We start from the raw sequence: 22,938 nt of genomic DNA, 5'->3' as shown, positions 1-22,938 counted from the left end.
TTTGTGACGACAGAACTGAACACCCTCGTGACCGCACTGTACGTGAAGATCGACGACGAGTGGGCGGGGATCGCCCGCCTGCCCGGACGGCCGCCGAAGCTCAGTCACTCGGAGTTGCTGTGCCTGGCCGTCATGCAGGCACTGCTGGGCTTCCATTGCGAGGCCCGCTGGCTGCGGCACCTGCGTGCGCACTACCGGCCACTGTTCCCGTTCATCCCGCAGGACTCCGGCTACAACAAACGGCTGCGGGCCGCGCTGCCACAGATCAAGCGCGTGATCCGGATGCTGGCGAAGGACACGGACTTCTGGCACGACACCGTGTGGATCGCCGACTCGACCCCGGTGCCGTGCGGGATGTCCCGTCCCACCGTCAGGCGGTCGGAGCTGGCGGGATGGGCGAACTACGGCTACTGCGCGTCGCATTCGCGGTACTTCTGGGGGCTGCGGCTGTACCTGGTGTGCACCCCGGCCGGGATGCCGGTCCTGTGGGCCCTGGCCGATCCGAAGCTCGGCGAGCGGGAGGTGCTGGCCGCCATGCTGGAGATCGACGCCCGTCTGGTCCATGAGCGGCCCGGCCTGCTGCTGATCACCGATAAGGGCTTCGCGTCCAAGCCGTTCGAGCGGTCACTGTCCGAACAGGGCATCACGCTGCTGCGGCCCTCCCGTAAGACGGAGGTTCTGCGTCCGGGCGAGCCGATGCTGAAGAAGGTCCGCCAGCTCATCGAGTCGGTCAATGACACCCTCAAAGGCCAACTCGACCTGGAACAACACGGCGCACGCACCCATGAGGGCGTCACCGTTCGAGTCGCTCAGCGCGTGCTGGCGCTGGCCGCCGCAATCTGGCACAACTTCCAGACCGGCCAGGCGGTCAGCCGCTCGCTGACCGCCTTCGATCACTGAACGTATTCGGACAGACTCGTCTAGTAGGGCTTGGTCAGGTAGGGGGCGAGCGTGTCGTATCAGGGCCAGGGTCTTCGGCAGGTGGGGCACGCCCCGGCCCAGCAGACGAGGAGGACTTGGAGCCCGGCCACGACCTGGTAGATCGTCAGACCGTGGCCGGTGCTGGCGGGCACAGTCGCTCCAGGGTGCAGAACGCCTGCGCCACCGAGGCCAGCGTGAGATGTCGCAGGAAGCCCTGGTAGGTGCGTCCCTCGAAGTGGCCCAGCCCCAGGGCGGTCTTCAATTCCCGGTAGTCGTGCTCGACCCGCCAGCGGATCTTCGCCAGCCGCACCAGGCGCCGCAGGGGAACGTGGGCGGGCAAGGTGGACAGCCAGTACTTGGTCGGCTCCGGCTCTTTGGCGGGCCACTCGGCCAGCAGCCAGCACACCGGCAGGTCCTCACCGGGGTGCGCCCGGCGGACCCGCGCTCCGGCCGGCCGGACCCGCAGCGCGACGAAGTACGAGCGCAGCGGCCCCTTCGAGCCGCGCCGCCAGGTGACGCGGTGCCGTGCGCCGCGCCCGGCGGCCAGCACGATCTCGCGGACCGACACCGGCTTGTCCCGGTAGCAGGGCACCGGCGGCCGCCCGGTGCCCGACCACGGCGGGGCGGTGCGCGCCGCCGTCTGGGGCAACACCGCGGTATCCGACCGCACCCCGACGACATACGCGATCTCCCGCTCCTCCAGTGCCAGGCGAAAGGCCCCGTCCTGCCCGTAGCCCTCGTCGGCCACCACCAGCGGCGGATCCAGGCCCCAGCAGCGCAGCTCGTCGACCATGTCCACGGCCAGCTGCCACTTCGGCACGTGCCCGACCTCATCGGGGACGCGCGCCCGACGGCGCCGCAGGACGGCGCTCTCGGGCTCGTCTGCGGTGGCCGGATCCCATTCGGCGGGCAGGAACAGCCGCCAGTTCACCGGGCAGGAGGCGGCGTCGGTGACCAGGTGCAGACTCGGCGCGACCTGGCAGTTGGCGGTCTTGCCCAGCGCGCCGCAGTACTGCGCGGCCACCCCCGGGGAGGCATGACCGTCCTTGGGGAAGGACACGTCGTCGATCACCCAGGCTGCCGGGTGGATGGCCGGCTCCATCCGCCAGGCCAGCTCGGCCAGCACCATCTGGTGCGACCACGGGGAGTCGGCCAGGAACTGCTGCAGGCCCTGCCGGTCCACCCCCAGCCGGGCGGCCATCGGCTCCATCGACTTGCGCCGCCCCGCGCCCAGCAGCCCCCGCACATACCGCTCGCCCCACCGCCGCTGATCCACCCGCCCGAACGAGCCGAACACCTCGGCCGCGAGCGACTCCAACCGCTGTTGGGCCTCCGTGAGCTCCTGCGGTGTCATTCCCCTCACCTCCGAGAGACGACACACCGCTACTCACCCAAGGTAACCAAGCCCTACTAGGCGCCCACGTGACGCTCGGCCAACGGGCCCGCCCCCGCTGCGCGGACGGAAGCCGCTCAGACCCCGCCCGGGGCGCCTGCGCAGTGCGCCACCCGGACCTGCGCACCAGAAGATCAGGAATCCTCGGGCCGACTGCGCAGCCGCACCGCGTAAGCCGACTGCGCAGGGTCCTCGGCCGGTTGCGCAGATCGATTGCGCACCGCCTGTCCGGGCTGCGCAGTCGATCTGCGCAACCGCTGCGCACTGGGGTGAAGGTGGCGTGGTCGGCCCGACCACGAGCTGCGGACCATCAAGGCACGGACTGCTCCCCGAGCGACGGCACCCCGAGGGCGGCCCCCACATCTCGGCGACCCGAAGGAACGCGCTGTGCCCGTACCGCACAACATCACTGCCGAGGCCGAACTGTGGACGCCTACGCCGAGTCCGCGTTAACGGACGACGCCGAGCCCACGTTCTGCTGGACCCAGTGCGCCGGGCACGGCCCCGGCCCCGAACTCCTCGGCGCTGCGGAGTGCGTACCGCAATCGACTGCGGCACCGGACGCACCCAGGAAGACCGCGAAGAACATGCAGGGTCGCGACCAGACCACCGACTCTGCATAATGCAGAATCTTGCGCTAAAATGCAGACATGAGTGTGCTTACCATCCGGGACGTGCCCGAAGATCAGATCCGCGTCCTCAAGACCCGTGCAGCCCAGGCCGGGAAGTCCCTCCAGGCGTACATGCAAGAACTGATCGCCAGAGAGGCCACCAAGCCGACCATGACGGAGATGGCTGCACGACTGGAGCGCGAAGCGGCCGCGGAGTACACCACCGATGATGTACTGGCAGCGATCGACGAGGGGCGGCTGGGCCGTTGATCGTCATCGACACGTCGGCGCTGGTGGTCTTCCTGACCCATTACGGCGCCACCGGTAGCGCCGTCCGCAGGCGCGTTGGGGAAGCCGTCACCGTCTACGCCCCCACGCTGATCGACTACGAAATCCAATCGGCGCTGCTCGGGATGCAGCGCGGGGGCAAGCTCACCGAGAAGCAGGTGACCAAGGCCATGACCGACTTCACGGCACTGCCCTTGGCCAAGCACGACACCCTCCCCTTGTGGGAACGAGTTCGTGCTCTCTACGCCAACCTGAGCGCCTATGACGCACAGTACGTCGCGCTCGCCGAATCCCTCGGCGTCCCGCTGATCACCTGCGATGGGCGGATCAAGCGCAGTGGCGCAGCCAAGTGCGATGTCGAGGTCTTCGGCTCGAACTGACGCGAACAGCCCCTGGGGGACGCCTTCCTGGTGGGACACGGTTGGGTGTTGCAATCGCCGGCGTGGCCTCGGCGTCGGAGATCTCCTCCCGACTCCGGCAGGCAACATCGACCGGTGCATGCGACCGGGTCGCTACCGGCCGCCATACGGCCTTCGACGCGGGCAAGAAGGAGAACGGCTACGGCTGATCTTCTGCGCGCCGTTGAGGGCCGCTGCGTTCAGTTTGGGCCCTCTGCCTGACCGTCGCGGGTGAGCTCGGTCGGCACAGACCGCCAGCAGCCACAGCCCTCGACTATCGGTCACGTTTCAGCAACACCCGCCCGCCGCTGCCGAGGTAGGGCTCGTGACCGGCCGACCATGAACTCGACCACGGTGTTTCGCAGGTCTGCGTAATCGCGGCTGCACAACGGGTGGGTGCGGCTCGCGTTGCGCATACGGCTGCGCAACGCGGCCGGGGTCCTGCGCAGTGGGCATGTGCATCCCAGCTGCCGGCTTTGGGAAGCGACGAGCGCGCGAATCCTGTGTGGCTTGTCTCTCTGCGCCGTCCCCGGATCGTCCCGGACGGCTCCCTGTCCCCGCCGCCTTCACGGCGGTTGTCGACGCCGCCCGGCCATGTCCGAGCCCGTGGTCGCCCCAGACCATGAGCCCGACCACGGCAGCTAGACGGCTACGTTGCCGGATCGTGACCGATGGTCGGGGCTCGTGGCCGTCCCCCTGGTCGGGGTCGGCGGGTGAGCTGACGGTATGGAACACACGCACGCCCGCGCACCCAGGGCCCCCGCCGACCGCCCCACCTCGGCGGGCCCGGTGCGCTGCCTGGGCCATCGCGCGCGGCCCGCTTCGGTGGTACGGCGGTGAGCCGCTTCGGGGCAGGCGTCCGCCGCGGCGCGATGGCGGCCGACCAGTTCACCCAGATCGCCAACGGGCTGTTCCGGGACTCCCGGCTTTCCTTCAAAGCGAAGGGGATCTTCGGGTACGTCAGCACGCACCGAGACGGCTGGCAGGTCACCCTCGCCCACCTCGTTGCCGTGGGGCCCGACGGGCGGGAGGCGGTCCGCGCCAGCCTGAAGGAACTGGAACGGTACGGCTACCTCATCCGCGAACGCCTGCGCCGGGCGAACGGAACGCTCGGCGAGGTCGTCTACTCGATCACCGACCGCCCCGCCACCCTCGACGTCGCCCTGCTGGAAGCCACCTCCACCCTCACGATCGAAGACGACGCCGTCGGCTTCGGGGCGGGGATCCGGCGCGGGGTGATGGCGGCCGACCAGTTCACCCAGATCGCCAACGGCCTCTTCCGCGACAGCCGGCTTTCCTTCAAAGCGAAGGGGATCTTCGGGTACGTCAGCACGCACCGGGATGGCTGGCAGGTCACCGTCGCCGAACTGGTGCGCCGCGGCCGCGAAGGCGTCGACGCGGTCACCACTGGGCTCAGGCATCTGGAGCGGCACGGATTCCTCTACCGCACCCGCGAGCGCAACCCCGACGGCACGCTCGGCCAGGCGCTGTACGTCATCACCGACCTGCCCGCCCTACAAAACCCCAGGTCGCAACCAGAGTCGGGTTTTCCAAGATTGGCTGAGCCTACGTTGGCTGATCCCGGCACTAAGAACACCAACAGAAAGAAGACCAACCAGCAGAAGACCAACCCCCTCCGTCCGTGCGACCGCGGCGACGCCGCGCGCACGAACGCAAGGACGGCCCCATCGGACGCGACAACGTCGCCGAAGCCGCCGCCCCCGGCAGACGAGATGCACGCGGGCATCCGACTGCTGCTGGAGATCGGGGCGAGCCGTCCTGAACTGCTGCTGACCGGGCCGGCGCTCACCGACCAGGGCCGCGTGGCGACCGTGATGATGGACTCCGGCTGGAGCGCCGAGCAGCTGCGCCACGTCATCACCGGCCGGTCCCTGCCGAACCCGGTGCGCACCTCGGTCGGCGCGATCATCGCCGCCCGGCTCCGCGCCGCCCAGGCCCACCCCCCGCCCGCCACCGCCGCCCGGCACGACGCGGCCCCGCTGGACGAGCCGTTCGCGCAGACGACCACAGAGCGGTCATCAACAGCGGCCGCCGCCCACTCCGTGACCCAGGCCCTCACCTATCGGGCCCTCGTCGAGTGCGCAGGCTGCGGCGTGCCTGCAACCGCCCCCGGCGAAGACCTCTGCCCGACCTGCCTCGGCTGGCCGCTGTGCCGCACCTGCCCCGGCCCGACTCGCAAGCGAGCGCACCCCGACGGCGACGGCCGCTGCACGACGTGCTCCTCCGCCTGACCGACCAACCGGAAGGAAGCAGCCCGTGACCGACACCCGCCCCACACCACCGCCACCCGGCTTCGCGCAGCACCGGCATCCCTTCACCGCCGACCCGGGCCGGTGGGAGGCGGAACACGCACGCGCCCTGCGAACCCGCCACGTCCGCCACCACACGTGCACAGCCGAGTGCGAACCCGTGCTCGTCTACGAGCGCACCCGGTGGGGCTGGCTCGCCTGGACCGTCCCAGGCGACGGCTCCCAACCCGAACTCCCCTACCAGATCGGAGTCCTCACCCCATCGGCGACGCGTACACAGTGCCTGGCCCTGCGCTGGCTGACCAGGCGCCCCGCCCGGCGCATCGGCCTGGCCCCCGGCATCCCCGGCTCGCTGCGCTTCACTGCCGTCGTGGTCGCGCTCTTCAGCCTGATCACCGGCCTGTTCGCCATGGCCGACGGCATCCCCGCCGACGTCGCGCTGCCAGCGATCCTGCTCGCGCCGCTGCTCACCGAACACCTGCCGGCCACGCTGGACACCCGGGCCCGCGAACACGTCCGCAGCGTCGAAGGCGCCAGCGCCTGCCGCTACCTCCAGCGCCTCGCCGCACTGCACACCTGCCTCGTCCAGGCCGCCGTCGGCAGCGACCGCTACGAGCTACGCCGGTCGGCCGAGATCGGTCAGCAACTGCTATGGGACGCCACAAGACTGCTCCAGACCCACGACACCCGCTCGACCTCGCGTGAACTCATTGCCCGCGAACGGCTGATGCTCCAGCTCGCCGACCAGGTCGCCCAGATCCTCAAGCACGCATCCGCCCAGGCCGGGCCGGACAACGCGGACCAGGTCCGCGAGCCGAGGCGGCCGCCTGGCACCCGGTCGACACGGCCAGCACCTCAACACACGCCCGGCACGTCACCGCTGGAGGGAACAATCGTCATGCCCGAGCCCAACGCCGCTGCCCGCACCTCAGACGTCTACCTGCTCTTCGCACACGAGCCCTACTATCCAGGCCCCGGAACCCAGGAGATCAACACCACCCTCGTGGCCGCCGACACCCTGCTCCACCCGCGGGTACTCCAGCCCGACGGCACCCGGATCCACGACCTCCTCACCCAAGGACGGCAGCCGGGCGAGATCATCCCGCTGGCCACCCTCACCCACGAACTCGACGGCGGCGCCGACTGGCCGACGGTCGGCGACTGGGAACGCGTCACCACCGACCTGGTGCACCTCGTGCAGACACAGATGTGCGACGCTCTCAGCCTCGGACTTCCCGAAGTCGCCAGGGCCCTGATCTGCACCGGCCCCGAGAGCCAGGTGCGTGCCTTCGACGCTGCGGCCGGGGAGTTCACCGTCTACGGACCGGACGACCGCACCAAGGTCCTGACTGAGGTCGGCATGTCCCTCACCGGCTTCGCGGCCGAACAACCCTTCTGGCCGGGCGACGGACTCCTGCCGCCCCTGTGCCAGAGTGCCTGACAGCGACGCCGGACAAACGCCTGCCGCCCCAGGACCGGTGTCCTGGGGCGGCAGGCCGATCAACAGCTATCGCCCGCGCGGGGGACTCACAGGTCTGTCCACGGGCGAGGCCGGCCGCCGGCCAGAGGCATCCACACGGCATGGGCGGGACCGTGTTGCTCAAGGTCTTCGAGCACAGCAGCTCCGAGGCGGACTTCACCGGCGAGGGTCGCTACGAGCGGGTGGTGGGCAACCATGGCCTGCAGATCGCTCATGCGATTCTCCAGCCTGGCTCGGGCCGCACCCGTCAGCACGAAAAGCACGCGCGGAAAGACCGGATACCAGCGGAGCCAGGCAGGACCGGTGCCGGCCGGCTTGCGCCGGCCGACGGGCTGGGCCTCGTGCTGGAACAGGCGCGCGTACTCGATCAGTTTCACGGCCAGCCGCTCGCCGCTCATGGTACTGCGGTCGACTTCTACAAACGCGCGCAGCTTTCGCCGGTGTTCGCCCTCGGCGACGGTGTAGCACCTACGCGCCGGGGGTGTGCGTCGACGTACCCGTCCCGCAGGGCGGGCCGAGCACCTGCAGGTGGGGCGCGACTGTCCCGCGATGCGGGCTGCCTGGGTCCTGCGCGTCCCCGTGATCGTGACAGCAGCGTCCGTCGCGGCCGTGCCCGAACGGCAACAAGCATGGACGGGATGCCCTCCCAGCCCAGCCGGGGCAGCATCGGCGGCGGGCACTCACTCGTACGCGCTGCTCAGCGTGCACAGCCAGGGTGCGCTTCGTACTGTTCCAGTGCCCGGCTCTGACAGGACGGCAGGGCATGGCGGTCCCGCGCTTCGTCGCACGCCGCGCGGGACTGCCGCATGTTTGCGGTGAGCATGCCGATCGGCGACGCCAGCGGCTGGGTGGGCGTAGCGACGGACCACTCAGCTACCGCCAATGTGCAGCTTGCGCGAGTCGCCTCCCGTGGCCGCCGTCAGCCCCTGCGCACGAGAGCCTCCCGGAACGAGGTGCCATGACCACCGTCATGGGCGACTCCAGAGCGAGGGCAATCAAACTGCCCCGCGTCCTGCGTGTGGACTTCTGCAAGCGGCCGCCCCCTATACTGACGGAGCGTCAATCCTTCGGTGTCTCAGCGACCTTGCCGACGACTCCGGCGCGAAGCAGCGCCACCTCCTCGCAGCCCACGCAGTCGAGGGACCTCGTGCCGAACACCCACACGCCGCCGGCGCCGCGGTCCTGAAACTCAGGCCGATGCCGGGGCGTCCCGCAAAATCCCTGGCGCTCCCAACCACCCTGACACCCGGGACCTCCGCGGCAGCGCGGCACAGGGCCGCGACCCCCTCGCCCCGACACCACGCCTCACACACGCCGCACAGCGGCACCCGCCCGTGATCGGCCCGAGAGAAGCCGCCGCCGACCACGTCGGTCTGCGTCTGCGCAGCGGCCGCCGCCAGGACGCCCGGCCCGTGGCCGAGATCCTGCGCCGCATCGGGAAGCCGATCGAGCTCCACAGCACCGACCTGCTCGACCAGAGCGATCCAAGCAACGCGTAGGACCGGGGCGTTGCGGATCCCCCCACCACCCGCAACACCCCGGCCGGTCAATGCGCACTCGGTCAAAGTGCGGGGGCCTCGTTCACCGCCTGCGTCGTCGGACGGGATTCCCGAGCGTCCGCGGTGAAGCTCGGAAGTCCGTCGCGGACGACAGCCACGGCGCAGGCCACGAAGCCCGCCAGCAGCAGCGCGTTGGCCACGGCGAAGGGGACGGAGCCGGCGTCCGCGGTCAGGACATTGGCGGGCGCGTAGGCGATGAGTGCCACCGCCGCCCAGCGCGGAACGGCGCGGCTGCGCCACAGGGCGATGCCGAGGCACACCATCGCCACCACGCCGCCGAGCAGCCCGAGGACCAGGAAGGGCACGAACTGCGGGGTGCCGGTGATGTTGTCCAGCAACCCGCTCGCGGCCTTGCGGTCGACACCGACGGCCGCGTGCGTGGCGAAGTCGAGCGCGACGAGGAAGACCATGGCGCTGCCGGAGATCATGCCCAGCCACCCGGCGACCCCGGCCAGCTTCGGCGAGGCCCGCCAGGCGAGCAGCGCGGCGAGCACGGTGGCCGCGCCGAGGAGCACGACGAAGACATCGGCGGTGAGCGCGGCACCGACGCTCCCCGTATGCGCGGCGAAGGCGTCGATCCTGGCCCCGGACGAGCTGCTGGCGTTCGGGGTCAGGGCACTCGACAGGACGGCGGCGATGCCGGTGGCCACCAGGCAGGCTGCGGCGAGGGCGCGGGCGATGGGTGATGTGGACACGGGGAACTCCCCTTCTTCCGTGGATCCGTGAACGAACGGGCCCCAGCGAACGGGCCACAACAGCAGGGGAATCGTGCGGACACCGACTTCCCGCCGGGATGAGTTCGGGTTCCCGGTCGGGTCGGGATGTCCTCCCGGGTCCCCCGGGAACGGGTCGCGGGCACAATGTGAGTCGTGAACCGCCCAGCCGGCGACGGCTCTTCCGCAGCGGGGCGGCCAGCTCGTCGGCTGATCGCGCACACCGTGGCGTTTTCGGCGGTGGCGCTGGCCGTACTCGGCGCAGTGCTGGCCGTCCTCAACCGCCACACCCAGACGCCGAACGGCGACAGCGCCACCGGCTCGCACAGCTGGGGCCAGTTCCTGCTGACGCTGGCGTTCGCCGTCGCGGGCTGGCTGCTGGCCTCCCGGCGACCCGACGTCGTCTTCGGCTGGCTGGCGCTCGCCACCGCGATCGGCCACGGGTTGGCTGTCGCGGGCCTCGGCTGGCTGGTGTTCACGGTCGGCGGCGGCCACCAACTGCCGGGGGCCACGACCGCGGCCGTGGCCGCCCTGTGGGGGGAGCCGCTGGAGAACCCCTTGATGGTCGTGGTCTGGGCCACGTTCCCGTACGGCAGACTGCCGCGCGGGCGGACCAGGTGGCTGGCCCTCGCCAGCATCGCGATGTGCGGGGGCGGTTGGCTCTACGGGCTGCTGTCCCCCTTCTCCGCGGGTGACATCACGGCCCCCTACCGCCACCTCCGCAACCCGCTGGACCTCGGCCTGCTGCCCAGCTGGCAGCCGGTTGCCCTGTTCGCCAGCGGCATGCTCCTCGGCTCGGTCGTGATGGTCGTACGCTGGCTGCGCGCCCGAGGCGAGGAGCGGCAGGTACTGCGCTGGCTGGCGGTGACGAACATCGCCGGAATCCTGGTGACGCCGTTCGTGGTCGCCCTGCCCGCCGGTGAGCTGATCGCCACCGTGGGCGTGCTGACCGAGCTCGTCGTCGTCGCGGCGGTTGTCCTCGCCCACCAGGTCTACGGAATTGACGTCGTCCTCAATCGCACCCTCGTCTACACCCTGCTCACTGCCTTCGTCGCCGGGGTCTACGCGGCCGGTGTCGGCGTCCTGGCGCTGCTGGGCGCCGCGGTCGGCGGGCCCTGGACGGCCGTCGCCGCGCTCGGCGCCGCCTTCACGCTCGCCCCGGCCCGGGGGCGGGTGCAGCGGATCGTCAACCGTTTCCTGTACGGCGAGCGCGACGAGCCGTACACCGTGATCGGCCGGATCGCCGCCCGGCTCGAGGCCGCCGGGAGCATCCAGCAACTGCTGCCGAGCCTCCTTGAGTCGGTCGCCGCAACGCTGCAACTGCCGTGGACCGCCCTGGAGATACGCATCGAGGACGGCACGATCCGCCGCATCGCCCACGGCTCCCCAGCCCCCGACGGGGCCGGCGCCCGCTTCCCGCTGGTCCACCAGGGCGTGGCCATCGGCGAGTTGGCGGCCGGGCTGCGCGCCGGGCAGCGCAGCCTCGCCCCCCGGGAGGCGCGGCTGCTGGAGGACATCGCCCGGCAGATCGCCGTGGCCGCCAGCAACGTACTGCTCACCGAGGCGCTGATGCTCTCCCGGGAACGGATCGTCGCCGCGGCGGAGGAGGAGCGGCGCCGGCTCCGTCGCGATCTGCACGACGGCCTCGGCCCGGTGCTCACCGCCGCCGCGAACAAGGTCGACGCCGCCCGCAACCTCGCCGAACGAGACCTGCCGCGCGCCCGCGGCCTCCTCGGCGACGTCCGCGCCGACCTGACCGCGGCCCTCGCCGACCTGCGCCGGCTCGTGTACGCGCTGCGCCCGCCGATCCTCGACGAGCTGGGGCTGCTTGCCGCGCTGCGCGAGCAGGTGCGCCAGTGCGCGGTCCCCGTGACCCTCGCCGCTCCCACTGCGCTGCCGGCGCTCCCCGCGGCCGTGGAGATCGCCGCCTACCGCATCGTGACCGAGGCCGTCACCAACGTCACCCGGCACGCGGGCGCCTCCCGCTGCACGGTGACGATCGCCTGCGACGACCGGCTGGCCATCGAGATACGCGACGACGGTGCGGGCAATGCCACCTGGCCTCCCGGGATCGGTCTGTCCTCGATGCGGGAGCGGGCCACCGCGCTCGGCGGTAGTTGGCTCGCCGGCCCCACCGCGGACGGCGGCCGGGTCGCCGTCGAGCTGCCCCTCGCCCTGGCCGGCAGCCCAGCGCCGCACGACACGTCCGGGAACGGCCCCGGCCCGGCCCTGACCGGGAGCAACCCATGAGCGAACCGGACCGGCCGGTACGGGTCGTCATCGTCGACGACCACCGGATCGTCCTCGACGGACTGGCGGCCCTCCTCAACTCGGTGGAGGGCATCGACGTCATCGGCGAGGCCGCGTCCGGCGAGGAGTCCGTCGCGCTCGTCGGCACGCTCGGGCCCGACGTGGTGCTGATGGACGTCGCAATGCCCGGCATCGGCGGCGTGGAAGCCACCCGCCGGATCACCGCCGCGCACCCGGACATCGCCGTGGTGATGCTGACGATGTACGGCGAGGACGAGTTCATCTTCTCCGCCCTACGCGCCGGCGCCCACGGCTATCTCCTCAAGGGCGCCCAGCAGGAAGACGTGGTGCGCACCATCGGCGCCGTCGCGCGCGGCGACGCAGTCTTCGGCCCCGACGTCGCCCGCCATGTCCTGCGCACCTTCAGCCAACCGCAGCCGGCCACGGTCCCCTTCCCCCAACTCACCGACCGGGAACGCGAGGTCCTCGCCCTGCTGGCCAACGGCTGGCCCAACAGCCGTATAGGCCGCCACCTGACCCTCACACCCAAGACGGTCGCCAACCACGTCTCGAACATCCTCACCAAACTCCAGACCCCGGACCGCACCGCCGCGATGCTGCGCGCCCGCCGCGCGGGGCTCGGGAACCCCTGAGACCCGCCCGGCTGCTCGCCCCAGGCCGCTGGTGGGGCTTGGTCAGGCAGGTGTCGCGGTGGCAGGTGGTGCAGGCGCCAGCCCAGACGGCCAGGAGTAACTGCATCCCGTGGGCGACCTGGCAGAGGTCAGGCCGGCATCGTTTCCTTCGACGAACAGGGGCGCTTCACGGTGACAGTGCACCTGGACAACGCCGCTTCCCTTCAGGCCGTCTACTACTACGACGGTGCCTACCCGGGGCACGTCTATGGCGAGTCGGGAGCGCTGCAGGTCGACATTGACAAGATCCCCATCCCCTACATCCTCCAGACCAGCGCGCAGCGCATCAACAAGGGGGAGTCGGTCACCCTGACGGGGCGTCTGGAGAAGCAGACAGCCGACGGCTGGGAGCCGTTGGCCGGCGTCTCGGGAGGAATCCTGTTCGGGTCGTCCCTCGACGTCAACGACTTGGTCGGCGGGTTCACCACAGCTGCCGACGGCACCTTCAGCGGCGAGTACACACCGTGGCGGGAGGGCTTCTTCCAGGTCGCCCACCAAAGCGAGGACCCGTTCATCTCCGACGGCAGCGCGCAGAGCTCATACGTCTACGTGCTGCAGCCCTCGCACTTCCGCGATTTCACGGCCAGCCGCACTGATCACCGGACCGTTCACACAGAGGGGCACATCGACTTCGACGATTTCACCCGGGCACCATCAACGTCGCCGTCCAGTATTCGCCGGACGGAAAGTCCTGGACCACGCTCAGCACGGTGAGGGCGCAATGGGACGGCATGGGCAACGGCTTCTCCACCGATCTGACCATGAAGCACCCGGGCTACTTCCGGGCCTACTTCGACGGCGGTGACGGCTTCCAATCGGCCGCGTCCGACAGTGTCCACGTGGGACGCTAGGCCGCCCGCTCCGGACCTGGCCGCCGGGCGACCGCACATGGTGCCTGTAGCACGCGCTTCCCATACAAGCTGTGGCCGACACCCCATCGACGCTCTGTAGCAGTCGAAAACGCCGGGGCACCGCAGCGATTCACGGGCCGGGGCCGTCTCTGGGGGCCTCGCTGTCGCGGAAGCTGAGCGCCGCACTCGCCCAGGAGGGCGGAGTACGGCGCTCACGAGCAGGCCGTCACGTCCACCGTCCGCTAACGCGCGGGTCAGGATCGGTTCACGCGTCGCCGTAACGGGTCGTCCCTCGCTGTCACGCACGGGCTTCCCGTCACCAAGCTTCCACCCCCGCCCCCCACCGCTGACCCCGGCATCACCAGCCGCTCGTCCCCGCACCCACCCTCGCCCATCGCCCTGGACAGACAGGTCCAGGGCGAGCAGACGGTGGCGTCGACCGCGGCGCCACCGATGACAAGGAGAACCCCCGCCATGAACCTCATGTCGCAGAACAAGCCCACCATCGTGCTGGTCCACGGTGCGTTCGCGGACTCATCCAGCTGGAACGGGGTGGTCGAGCGTCTGCAGTGGGACGGCTATCCGGTCATCGCTCCCGCGAACCCGCTGCGCGGCCTGGCCAGTGACGCCGCGTATGTCCGCAGTGTGCTCGACAGCGTGGACGGGAATGTCACTGTCCCCGGACACCGGGATCGATCTTCTGGCTGTGTCACCTCCCGTAAAGACGGCGGCGGACGGCCGGTGCGGGGACGGCAAGGCCTTGCACGCTGTGGACGATGACGTTGACCGCGTCGTATGCCCGCTCGACGTGTCCGTCGAGGATGACGGCGGGGGCTTCGAGGACTGTGCGCCGGCAGCGCTCCCACACGGGTGGGGAGAAGACGAGGTTGACCATGCCGGTCTCGTCCTCCAGGGCGCCGAAGGCCACCCCGTTTGCGGTCGGAGGCCGCTGCAGGTATTTGGCGAGGCCGCCGACGCGGACCCGGGTCTGGTCGGCCAGGTCGCGCGCGGCCGCGGCGGTCACGGCGCCACGGCGTGCGAGGTGGGGCCGGACGTGGTGGACGGGGTGGGTGGTGGCGCTGGCTCCGGTGGTGGCCAGGTCTGCGGCCGTCTGTTCGGCGCTCGTCATCGGCGGCAGGTCGGGTGTGGGTGCCAGCATGCCGAGGCCGGGGAGGTAGGGCTGGATCGTGCGGGGGAAGGCTCCGGCCGCCCACAGCGCGGTGCGGCGGTGGCCGCTGAAGGCGTCGAATGCGCCGGCGCCGGCGAGCTGTTCCATCAGGCGGGCGGGCAGCTGGGTGCGGCGGGCGAAGTCCTCCAGGTTGTCGAAGGGCTGCGCGGCCCGGGCTTCGACGATCACGCGGGCGGTGTCGGGGCTCAGTCCGGTGACGCTGGTCAGACCGCGGCGGATTGTCATCTGCCCGCTCTCCGCGTCGGGTTCGAGGGTGGCGTGCACGCTCGAGGCGGTCACGTCGACGGCGCGGACGGGGATTTGGCGGCGTTGCGCGTCCTGGATGAGGGTTTGCACGTCGTAGAAGCCCATCGGGAGATGGGCCATGATCCCGGCGAGCAGGGCCGCGGGGTAGTGGTGCTTGATCCAGGCGCTGGCGTAGATGATGTGGGCCATCGACTGGGCGTGGCTTTCGGGGAAGCCGTAGCCGCTGAAGGCCTCGATCATGGAGATGATCTGTTCGGCGGCCGCGGGTGGGATGCCGTTGCCGGCCATGCCGTCCATCAGGCGGCCGCGCATTTCGGCGACCTTCTGTGGGGCGTGCTTGGCGGCCATCGCCTTGCGTAGCCGGTCCGCTTGGCCGGGGGTGAAGCCGGCGCAGTCCATGGCCAGTTGCATCGCCTGCTCCTGATACAGGGCGACGCCCAGCGTTTTCTCCAGGGCGCGCCGGGCGAGGGGGTGGGGGTAGGTGACGGGTTCCTCGCCGCGCCGGCGTCGCAGGAATGGGTGTTTGGAGCCGGCCTGGATCGGGCCCGGACGGATGATCGAGGCGGCGATGGCGAGGTCGTTGAAGTTCTCCGGCCTCAGTTGCGGCAGTGTCGAGACCTGCGCTCTTGATTCGACCTGGAAGACGCCGATCGTGTCGCCGCGCGCGATCATGCGGTAGACGTCCGGGTCGTCGGCCGGGATCGACGTGAGGTCCAGCCGGGCGCCGTAGTGCTCGCGGATCAGGTCGCAGGCGGTGTGCAGGGCGGAGAGCATGCCCAGACCCAGTAGGTCGATCTTGATGAGGCCGGCGGCGGCCACGTCGTCCTTGTCGCCCTGTAGCACGGAGCGGCCCTGGGCGGTGGCCCATTCGGTGGGCATGACCTCGCCGATCGGTTGGCGGGTCAGGACCATGCCGCCGACGTGCACGCCCAGGTGCCGGGGCAGGGTGTGCAGTTGGGCGGCGAGCTCACGCACGTCCGGGGGCAGGTCGACGTCGGGGCCGGGCGGGGTGTGGTGGATGTGCCGGGTCATCTCCCTGATCTGTGCGGCCGGGTAGCCAAGGACTCGGGCGGCGTCATGTGTGGAGAGTCTGGGCTGGTAGGTGATGACGTTGGCGACCTGGGCGGCGTGATCGCGGCCGTAGCGCTGGTAGACGTACTGGATGACCTCCTCGCGGCGGCCGGCCTCGAAATCGATGTCGATGTCCGGGGGGCCTGCCTTCTCCACTGAGAGGAAGCGTTCGAAGAGCAGGCCGTGCTTGAGGGCGTCGACGGCCGTGATCCCGAGGACGTAGCAGACGACGCTGCTGGCCGCCGAGCCGCGGCCCTGGCACCAGATGCCGCGGCCGACGGCGAACTGCACGATGTCGTGGACGATCAAGAAGTAGCCGGACATGCCCAGCTCGGCGATCACGCCGAGCTCGTGATCGACCTGCTTCCACGCCGCGCGGGTCTCAACGGACGTCTCCTCACGCTCGCCGTAACGGGTGGTACAGGCCCGCTCGGCGAGGTAGCGCAGCCACGCGTCCTCGTCGTACCCCGCCGGGGTGGGGTATCCGGGCAGTTCGGGTCGCAGCTGGTCGAGGTCGATGACCGAGGTGCGGCCCAGCTCCAGGGTGCTCTCCAGCACGCCGGGGTAGCGGGTGAGCGCCTCTGTCATCTCGGCGGGCGAGCGCAGGTGCGCGGTCGGGGCCGCATCCAGGTGCCCGGCAGCGCGCTCGAGGGTCTCGCGGCGGCGCAGCGCGGCCAGGGCCTGGGCCAGACGGGCCTGGCGCGGCGCGGGGTAGTGGACGGCGCCGGTGGCCACGACCGGGACACCGAGGCGGCGGGCGGCAACGTACATGGTGTCGTTGGCGACGGAGTCTTCCGGGTGGTGGTGGTTGACCAGCTCGGCATAGAGGCTGCTGGTTCCGAAGACCTCGGCCAGGCGCGCAAGACGGCGGGCCACCAGGGCAACGTCGCGGCGGTCGGCATCCGGGCGGGGGCAGCCAGGCAGCACCGCCCACTGCCCCGCGGCTGCCGCCCGAAAGAGCACGTCCAGGTCGTAGACCGGGGCGCTCTTGGCGCCGGCCAGCTGCGCGCTGCTGATGACCGCCGACAGACGCCGGAATCCTTCCAGGGTGCGGGCCAGGACGACGGGCGTGCCCAGCTCCGGGGAGGCGAGCGTGAGTTCGGCGCCCAAGACAGTGCCGATCCCGGTCGGTTTCGCGGCCTGGGCGAGCCGCCGCGCGGCGTACAGACCGTCCCGGTCGGTGACCGCAAGCACCGAAATCCCCAGGCGGGCGGCTTCGGCGACCAGGGCGTCGGGTTGTGCGCAGCCCTGAAGGAAGCTGAAGGCCGAGTGGACGTGCAGCTCGGCCCAGCCCGGCCCGGTGTCCTCACGCTCGCTGTGGGTGCGGGCGGTGGGGAAGCGGAGGATGTGCGCGTCACCCATAGTGGGCCTCCGCCCACCAGCGGCCGTGTTCGATGGCCAGCAGCCAGGCGTGGCCGTCGGCGGTGGTGATCTGCATGCGGGCGATGCGGCGGCCGCGGCCGCGGTCCCACCACTGCTCCAGCACCGGCCACGGCCCGGCCCACCCGGCCACCTCAGCCCCGCCGTATCCCTCGACCGTGAGGTGGGCGGGCGCGGCCGACGTGGCGAGACGGGCAGAGACGGCCACCAGTTGCCCGCCGCCGTCGGTGAGTTCGGCGGGCAGCCACCGGGGGAAGGTGGCGGCGGGATGCGGCGCGGGCAGCCGCCCGGGCCACGGTCCTTCGGCCGGGCGGCGGGTGTCGAGATCACCGAACGGGATGAGCCTGACCTGATCGGCAGGTCCCCGGCCGCCTCCGATCTCCATGCGCAGGACGGCCTGGTGGCCGAGCAAGGCCTGCACCCGGGCGCCGGCCCGCTCGATCTCCTCCGGGGTGTGCCGCTCACCGAACAGGGCGCTCTGACGGCCCGTTGCCGCGGTCAGCTGTTCGGGCCGCAGCATGAGACGGGTGATACCGCCCGCGCCGCCGGCGTCCAGGGCGCCGCCCTCCGCCCAGGCCTGCAGCACGCCGCGCACCCGCTCGGCGACCGCGAGCGCCGACAGTCGCCCCTCATGCCGAAACAACCGCGACCGCAGACGGCCGTCGGCGAGTTCGACTGTCGTCTCCAGCCGGGCGCACACGACGCCGGCCGCCGCGAGCCGCTCGTGAAGCTGCTCGGCGAGCGCTTTGGCCACGAACGCCACCGGCTCCAGCAGCTGCTCGGCAGGCTCGAAGGTGTGCGCCACGCTGTGCTCGCCGGTGCCGGATCGGACCGACAGTGGCCGCAACTCCTGACCGCGCGCCCTGCGGTGGGCGTTCATGCCCTCAGCGCCGAACCGGGCCAGCACCTTGTCCTCGGGCAGGCCGGCGTACGTCCCGACGGTAGGGATGCCCAGGCGCTGAAGGAGTTCCACCAGCCGCGGCACGCCCAGCACGCCCACCGGGTACGGGGCGAGCCAAGCGGCATCGCCACCGGCCGGGATGATCTCGCCGCTACGCGCGGCGAGCGCGGCGGTGAACACGGTGTCGGCGATGCCCGCGCGGGCCGGCCAGCCGAGCTCGGCGACGGCGGCCATCAGCCGGTCGACCAGCTGCTGTTCGCCGCCCCAGTAGCGGGAGGGGCCGCGGGCGGGCGCGGCGAGCAGTCCGGGCCGGATCACCTCCAGGCGCGGCATCACCGTGCCCTCCAGATGACCGGCCACGCGTTCGAACACGCGCGTCTCAGCGGCCAGGTCCCGCTCGAGGACCCGCAACTCGGGACAGCGGGCCTGCGCCACCCGCAGCCGCATCCGGCGCCGCACCCCGGCCGCGCGCGCGGCGGCCGAGCAGGCCACCACTGCGTCGCGGTGCACGACGGCGACCGGCTCGGCGTCCTGGCCGCCACAGGCGATCACGGGAAAGTCGGGCACCCAGGCCACGACCACTCTGCCGGCCACGGCGGGTCACCCCACCACGCGCAGGCCCGCACGTCCCCCGACCGCACGCACCGCAGGCGTCGCGGGCACGGCGAGCGGGCCACCGCTCGCCTCCTGCCCTACCGGGGCGATGGCACCGTTCGGGCCGGGCAGCCACATCTCGGCATACCGGGGCGCGACAGCGGCCCCACGCCCGGCGGCCGCCACCGTCACCCGCCGTGCGCGCAGCAGACCGTGCCCCTGGCCGACGCCCTCCCATGAGGAGACCACTACTCGCAGCCGCACCTCCGCGCCTTGCCAGCCGCCGGCCGACAGCAGGACCGACCCGCTGCGGCGCATCACGGCCGCCAGGCGGCGCGCAACCCGGTCGGGTACCGCATCCAGCGAGCCGGTCACCACGACGGGAACGGCTTCCAGGACGGTGGCCAGGACCTGCGCCCACTGCCGGCCCGGGGTGTCGATGCGCATCCCGTGCGCCAGTTCCAGACCGGCGGCCTCAGCTGCCAGGACGCCCAACTGCGGTAGCCCCACCGCCGCCCACCCGGCCGCGCCGCGGGAGGCCTCCGCCGCGAGCGCGAGCAGCAACGGCATGTCCCCGCCCGCGCTGACCGCGGTGCCCGCGCGGACCCGCCCGCCGGGCAGCAGCGTCGCCAGCGGAGAGGCCGCCGGTGAACGGGTACCGCTCCCCGCCCTGTCGCTCGCTACCGGTGGTGCACCCATAGCGAGATATTCGAATAAGAGTGCGATTAATTCAAGGCGGCCGCCCTGTATGTCACCCCAAAGGAGAGTGCTCCCGATCACGGGTTGACGCGCGGGCACGACCCGGGCGCGACACCGGCCAATGGCCGCGCGGGCGAGGAGCCGTCCGCATCTCTCGGCCCGCATGCACCCCGCCTTGCAGGTTGCCACCCCAGGGCCCTCAATGTCCGCATTGACCCGTTCGGGCGCGCCTCGAGTTGGGGGCCGGTAGCCGGAGACCATTGCTGAGGCCAACCGACGCAATTCGCTGACCTGCCGAAACGCGGCTACCGAGGGGTGGGCATCCCCCTGAAGGAGTGTGGAGTTTCCCGGTGCACCGCGGTACGCCGTTGTCGTCGGTCCGGGTGGTCATAGCCGGTTCCCAGATGGGGAACCGGCTGGCGGCGAAGACTTCGAGCGTGGTGAGGAAGACCTCGAAGGCGGCCGCAAAGCCCCGGCCGAAGCGCCCGCCGATCCGTCTGTGGGAGATCAAGACCGGTCGGATCGTGAACCGGCTGCGGGAGCTGCACGAGTTGGGCGGGGGATCCCGGCATACGAGCAGTTCCCCCTCCCAAAGGAGCTGTTCCTCGTGCTGGACCACGCGCAGACGTGGGCCGGCAAGTTGAAGCAGCCGAAGGACAGCCTGGTCAACGTGCGTGGTGGGTGAGGCGGCGGTGTGGCGCACGAAGCTATGCAGTACCTTCGCGAGCAGGCCGACACCGGGCACCTGAAGGCGATCGAGGACGGCCAGGCCCCCGGGCCACCCGACCCCTTCCCTGACAGCACCGCACCGCGACCATCACGAACCCGGCGGCCGCCCCGCACCCGCAAAAACCATCGGTTGGGCCTTTACCTATACTTTGTCGCTTATGGGAGCTTTTGGTGGGCGCGGAGCACGCTGGGTCGGTCACATGCGTCAGGATCCGGTGCTGGTCTCGCCGCTACTCCTGATACTGCTTCTTTTCGTCCTCGGGGTGCTGACGCCGCCCGACGTAACCATCGATCGACTGCTTCCCGTCGCGCCCGCCCTCGCGGCGGCGCTGTGGCCAGTTGTACCCACGCTGCTCCTCGGGCTGGCCTGTCTGTTGGGAGTCGCGCTCTACGCCGTCGCGACGTCGGACCCTTCCCTCTGGTTCACCGCCGGAGCCATCAGCGCGGTCACCGCAGCCGCCGCGTACGCCAGCCATCTGCGCCTGCAGCGTGAGGCCACGCTCACCGAGGTCCGCACCGTGGCCGACACCACGCAGAACGTTCTCCTGCGGCCCATCCCACGCCGTGTCGGCCCCTTGGAGATCGCCACCCTGTACCAGACCCCCACCCCGCACGCACGCATAGGCGGGGACTTCTACGCCCTGGCCGACACCCGGCACGGAATCCGCCTGGTCATCGGCGATGTCCGCGGCAAAGGACTGCCCGCCCTCGTCGTGGCCGCGGCCCTGCTCGGCTCGTTCCGCGAAGCAGCCTACGAGGCCACCGACCTCACCCAGCTCGCCAAACGCCTGGAGGCCACGTTGCTCCGCGGCGACGCGACCGCCCTCGCCCAGGGAGACCCCGCCGAACTCTTCGCCACCGCCGTACTCGTGGAAATCCCCCGCCACGGCAGCCACGCCACGATCTTCAGCTGCGGCCACCCCCCACCCCTGCTTGCGCGTCACGGCAACATCGACACCCTCGACACAGACGATCCCGCCCCGCCCCTGAACCTCGGCAGCCTGCTCACCACCCCCTGCCACCCCCAACGATTTGCCTTCCGGGCGGGTGACCACCTGCTGCTCTACACCGACGGCGTCACCGAAACCCGCGACGCAACCGGAGCATTCTTCCCCCTCGCCACCTGGGCACAGGAGCAGCTGACCACAGCACCGCGGCAAGTCCTGAACAACCTCCACCACGCCCTGCTCAAACACAGCGGCAACAACCTCAACGACGACATCGCCGCCATCGCCATCCGCAAAACCGCCTGACCGCATCCCGCAACCCGGCGCGAGCTGCCGCCAGGCGCTGCAGTCCAGGAACGTCGGCTCCCCGTCGCGCCAGGTGTTCGCCTCCCGGTCGAAGCTGCGCGGCGCGGAGGCGACATTGAAGGCTCCCCTCCCTGAAGGGAGGGGATTCTCCACCCTCCAGGGCTGCGTGGGGATTCACGGCTCAGGCCGCCACCTGAGCCGGCGGCTCAGGTGGTCTTACGCCCTCGGCACCGTCCGGGTTCCAACCTGCCCGGACCAGCATCACGCGGGCGGAGTTCTTGTCCCTGGGCGAGACGGCTCCGCACACGGTGCAGGCATAGGTTCTCATCGAGAGAGGGAGTGCGTGCTTGGTTCTCGCTCCGCACTGCGCGCAGTCCATCGTGGTGTGCGCCGGGTGCACGAGGCGGACGTCCCGTGCGTGCTTGCGCCCCATCTCGACCAGAGCGCGTTTGGTGGCGGCGATGGCGGCATCGGCTGCCTTGCGGGCCATCGTGGTTTTCGCGAGGAACTTCGGGCCAAAGTCCTCCACCGCCACCCCGTCATGATCACGCATCACGGACTTGGCCCACTTGCGGCCGGTGTCCTCCCGCTGCCGCGCGATCTTCTTGTGCAGCTTCGCGGCCTGTGCCTGCGCCGTCCGGTAGCCGGTGGATGCGGGCTGGCCCTTCGGGCGCCGGCGCCGGGCCATCATCCGCTGGTAGCGGGCGAGCCCCTGCGCGGCCTGCTTGCCGTGCTCGGCATGCGGGAGATCGTAGGCGTCATCCGTGGTGGTGGCGGTCTCCTTCACACCCCAGTCCACCCCGAGCACCCGCCCCGTGAGGGCAAGCGGTTCGCTCTGCGCGGGGGCGACGAAGGACACATACCAGTGCCCGAGCGTGTCCCGGTACACGCGCACACTCGACGGGTCGGCCGGAAGAGCCCGCGACCACACCACGCTCAGCACGATCTGGCCCGCAAGGTGCAGACGACCGTCCTTGAGGCGGAAACCCCGCTTCGTGTAGTTGAGGCTCGGCCTGGCCTCCCGCTTCCGCTTGAAGCGGGGCATCCCGGCCCGGCGGTGCACCGGAAGCCCGTCCTTGATGTCCTTCAGCGCCTTCGCCCGCGACTTGGCGAAGTCCCGAATCACCTGCTGCTGCGGCACCGAGGCACCCTCGGCCAGCCACGGCGTCACCCGACGGGCCTCGGTCAGCATCCTGTCGAGCTGGGCCGGACCACACGTCAGTTTCTCGCCGGACTCCTTGCTCTGCTGGTGGACCTGTTTGGACTTGGCGACGCATTCATTCCAGAGCCACCGGCAGCGGTCCCACTCCGCTTCAAGTGCGCGCCGTGCGGTAGCCGACAGGCGTACACGGAAGGTGTACCGGGCATGCCCGGCCCCCTCCGTGGTCGCGTCTGTCGTCATGCATCCGAACCTACCCGGGGGGACTGACAGTTGAGGCCTCTTGATCGC

At 70.9% G+C, this 22,938-nt stretch carries 18 protein-coding genes and 3 pseudogenes; 14 read left to right on the top strand and 7 right to left on the bottom strand.

Features of this window, described 5'->3' with window-relative positions:
• The first annotated feature begins 3 nt into the window (after positions 1-3).
• Positions 4-900: an IS982 family transposase gene (locus ACQEXA_RS59225; protein WP_433135009.1), complete on the top strand. Its 897-nt coding sequence runs from the start codon at positions 4-6 to the stop codon at positions 898-900.
• Positions 901-1,045: 145 nt separating this feature from the next.
• Here ACQEXA_RS59225 and ACQEXA_RS59220 read toward each other — a convergent pair whose 3' ends face one another.
• Positions 1,046-2,275, bottom strand: a complete 1,230-nt coding sequence (locus tag ACQEXA_RS59220; protein ID WP_432923500.1) for an IS701 family transposase — start codon at positions 2,273-2,275, stop codon at positions 1,046-1,048.
• Positions 2,276-2,701: 426 nt separating this feature from the next.
• On the opposite strand from ACQEXA_RS59220, the pseudogene ACQEXA_RS59215 reads away from it, so the two are divergent.
• From ACQEXA_RS59215 to ACQEXA_RS59190, 6 genes and pseudogenes are all read left to right on the top strand, one after another.
• Positions 2,702-2,879: pseudogene (locus ACQEXA_RS59215) on the top strand (SAM-dependent methyltransferase); the annotation flags it as partial.
• Between the two features lie 85 nt (positions 2,880-2,964).
• On the top strand, positions 2,965-3,195 hold the full coding sequence (locus ACQEXA_RS59210) for a FitA-like ribbon-helix-helix domain-containing protein (protein ID WP_433135008.1): 231 nt from the start codon (positions 2,965-2,967) through the stop codon (positions 3,193-3,195).
• Positions 3,192-3,593: a type II toxin-antitoxin system VapC family toxin gene (locus tag ACQEXA_RS59205; protein WP_433135007.1), complete on the top strand. Its 402-nt coding sequence runs from the start codon at positions 3,192-3,194 to the stop codon at positions 3,591-3,593. Before ACQEXA_RS59210 ends, ACQEXA_RS59205 begins: the two co-directional genes overlap by 4 nt.
• 62 nt (positions 3,594-3,655) lie before the next feature.
• Entirely contained in the window at positions 3,656-3,781 is a 126-nt protein-coding gene (locus ACQEXA_RS59200; RefSeq protein ID WP_433135005.1) for a hypothetical protein, read from the top strand.
• Between the two features lie 666 nt (positions 3,782-4,447).
• Complete coding sequence (locus ACQEXA_RS59195) at positions 4,448-5,863, top strand: hypothetical protein (RefSeq protein ID WP_433135004.1); 1,416 nt, start codon at positions 4,448-4,450, stop codon at positions 5,861-5,863.
• A 25-nt stretch (positions 5,864-5,888) separates the two neighbouring features.
• Positions 5,889-7,322 carry a hypothetical protein gene (locus ACQEXA_RS59190; protein WP_433135003.1) on the top strand — a complete coding sequence of 478 codons (1,434 nt, stop codon included), beginning with the start codon at positions 5,889-5,891 and terminating at the stop codon, positions 7,320-7,322.
• 86 nt (positions 7,323-7,408) lie between these two features.
• Here ACQEXA_RS59190 and ACQEXA_RS59185 read toward each other — a convergent pair.
• A pseudogene (locus tag ACQEXA_RS59185) lies at positions 7,409-7,831 on the bottom strand (replication-relaxation family protein); the annotation flags it as partial.
• Between the two features lie 864 nt (positions 7,832-8,695).
• On the opposite strand from ACQEXA_RS59185, the gene ACQEXA_RS59180 reads away from it, so the two are divergent.
• The gene (locus ACQEXA_RS59180) at positions 8,696-8,860 is read left to right on the top strand and encodes a hypothetical protein (protein WP_433135002.1); all 165 of its coding nucleotides are present in this window, start codon (positions 8,696-8,698) and stop codon (positions 8,858-8,860) included.
• A gap of 62 nt (positions 8,861-8,922) precedes the next feature.
• On the opposite strand, the gene ACQEXA_RS59175 is transcribed toward ACQEXA_RS59180, so the two are convergent.
• Entirely contained in the window at positions 8,923-9,615 is a 693-nt protein-coding gene (locus ACQEXA_RS59175) for a hypothetical protein (protein WP_433135001.1), read from the bottom strand.
• 174 nt (positions 9,616-9,789) lie between these two features.
• Between ACQEXA_RS59175 and ACQEXA_RS59170 the strand changes: the two genes are divergently transcribed.
• The 5 genes and pseudogenes from ACQEXA_RS59170 to ACQEXA_RS59150 form a co-directional block, all read left to right on the top strand.
• Positions 9,790-11,883 (top strand): sensor histidine kinase, encoded by a 2,094-nt coding sequence (locus ACQEXA_RS59170; RefSeq protein WP_433135000.1) that lies wholly within the window; start codon positions 9,790-9,792, stop codon positions 11,881-11,883.
• Entirely contained in the window at positions 11,880-12,536 is a 657-nt protein-coding gene (locus ACQEXA_RS59165; protein WP_433134999.1) for a response regulator, read from the top strand. The genes ACQEXA_RS59170 and ACQEXA_RS59165 overlap by 4 nt, the downstream gene beginning before the upstream one ends.
• Before the next feature lie 171 nt (positions 12,537-12,707).
• Complete coding sequence (locus tag ACQEXA_RS59160) at positions 12,708-13,289, top strand: hypothetical protein (RefSeq protein ID WP_433134998.1); 582 nt, start codon at positions 12,708-12,710, stop codon at positions 13,287-13,289.
• Positions 13,286-13,426, top strand: a complete 141-nt coding sequence (locus ACQEXA_RS59155; RefSeq protein ID WP_433134997.1) for a hypothetical protein — start codon at positions 13,286-13,288, stop codon at positions 13,424-13,426. Before ACQEXA_RS59160 ends, ACQEXA_RS59155 begins: the two co-directional genes overlap by 4 nt.
• A 483-nt stretch (positions 13,427-13,909) precedes the next feature.
• Positions 13,910-14,113 (top strand): annotated as a pseudogene (locus tag ACQEXA_RS59150) (alpha/beta fold hydrolase); the annotation flags it as partial.
• 22 nt (positions 14,114-14,135) lie between these two features.
• On the opposite strand, the gene ACQEXA_RS59145 reads toward ACQEXA_RS59150, so the two are convergent.
• The 3 genes from ACQEXA_RS59145 to ACQEXA_RS59135 are packed head-to-tail and all read right to left on the bottom strand — an operon-like array spanning position 14,136 to position 19,506.
• On the bottom strand, positions 14,136-17,294 hold the full coding sequence (locus tag ACQEXA_RS59145) for an error-prone DNA polymerase (protein ID WP_433134996.1): 3,159 nt from the start codon (positions 17,292-17,294) through the stop codon (positions 14,136-14,138).
• The gene (locus ACQEXA_RS59140) at positions 17,287-18,807 is read right to left on the bottom strand and encodes a DNA polymerase Y family protein (RefSeq protein ID WP_433134994.1); all 1,521 of its coding nucleotides are present in this window, start codon (positions 18,805-18,807) and stop codon (positions 17,287-17,289) included. The genes ACQEXA_RS59145 and ACQEXA_RS59140 overlap by 8 nt, the downstream gene beginning before the upstream one ends.
• A 6-nt stretch (positions 18,808-18,813) precedes the next feature.
• Positions 18,814-19,506 (bottom strand): hypothetical protein, encoded by a 693-nt coding sequence (locus ACQEXA_RS59135; protein WP_433134993.1) that lies wholly within the window; start codon positions 19,504-19,506, stop codon positions 18,814-18,816.
• Positions 19,507-20,435: 929 nt separating this feature from the next.
• Here ACQEXA_RS59135 and ACQEXA_RS59130 point away from each other — a divergent pair.
• Positions 20,436-21,488, top strand: coding sequence for a PP2C family protein-serine/threonine phosphatase (locus ACQEXA_RS59130; RefSeq protein WP_433134992.1), 1,053 nt, complete (start codon positions 20,436-20,438; stop codon positions 21,486-21,488).
• A gap of 181 nt (positions 21,489-21,669) precedes the next feature.
• Here the strand turns inward: ACQEXA_RS59130 and ACQEXA_RS59125 are convergent, their stop codons facing one another.
• The gene (locus tag ACQEXA_RS59125; RefSeq protein ID WP_433134991.1) at positions 21,670-22,890 is read right to left on the bottom strand and encodes an RNA-guided endonuclease InsQ/TnpB family protein; all 1,221 of its coding nucleotides are present in this window, start codon (positions 22,888-22,890) and stop codon (positions 21,670-21,672) included.
• Positions 22,891-22,938 lie beyond the last annotated feature (48 nt).

The sequence above is a fragment of the Streptomyces sp. CA-106110 genome, from assembly GCF_050936285.1.
Classification (GTDB): domain Bacteria; phylum Actinomycetota; class Actinomycetes; order Streptomycetales; family Streptomycetaceae; genus Streptomyces.
Note: the sequence above shows the minus strand (reverse complement) of the source record. Positions and strands in the feature narration are given on the sequence as shown.

What these genes read in the sequence shown, in the direction of transcription:
- ACQEXA_RS59220 (WP_432923500.1), bottom strand. Translation starts at nt 2,275, where the DNA reads ATGACACCGCAGGAGCTCACGGAGGCCCAACAGCGGTTGGAGTCGCTC.
- ACQEXA_RS59210 (WP_433135008.1), top strand. Translation starts at nt 2,965, where the DNA reads ATGAGTGTGCTTACCATCCGGGACGTGCCCGAAGATCAGATCCGCGTC.
- ACQEXA_RS59165 (WP_433134999.1), top strand. Translation starts at nt 11,880, where the DNA reads ATGAGCGAACCGGACCGGCCGGTACGGGTCGTCATCGTCGACGACCAC.
- ACQEXA_RS59145 (WP_433134996.1), bottom strand. Translation starts at nt 17,294, where the DNA reads ATGGGTGACGCGCACATCCTCCGCTTCCCCACCGCCCGCACCCACAGC.
- ACQEXA_RS59135 (WP_433134993.1), bottom strand. Translation starts at nt 19,506, where the DNA reads ATGGGTGCACCACCGGTAGCGAGCGACAGGGCGGGGAGCGGTACCCGT.
- ACQEXA_RS59130 (WP_433134992.1), top strand. Translation starts at nt 20,436, where the DNA reads ATGCGTCAGGATCCGGTGCTGGTCTCGCCGCTACTCCTGATACTGCTT.
- ACQEXA_RS59125 (WP_433134991.1), bottom strand. Translation starts at nt 22,890, where the DNA reads ATGACGACAGACGCGACCACGGAGGGGGCCGGGCATGCCCGGTACACC.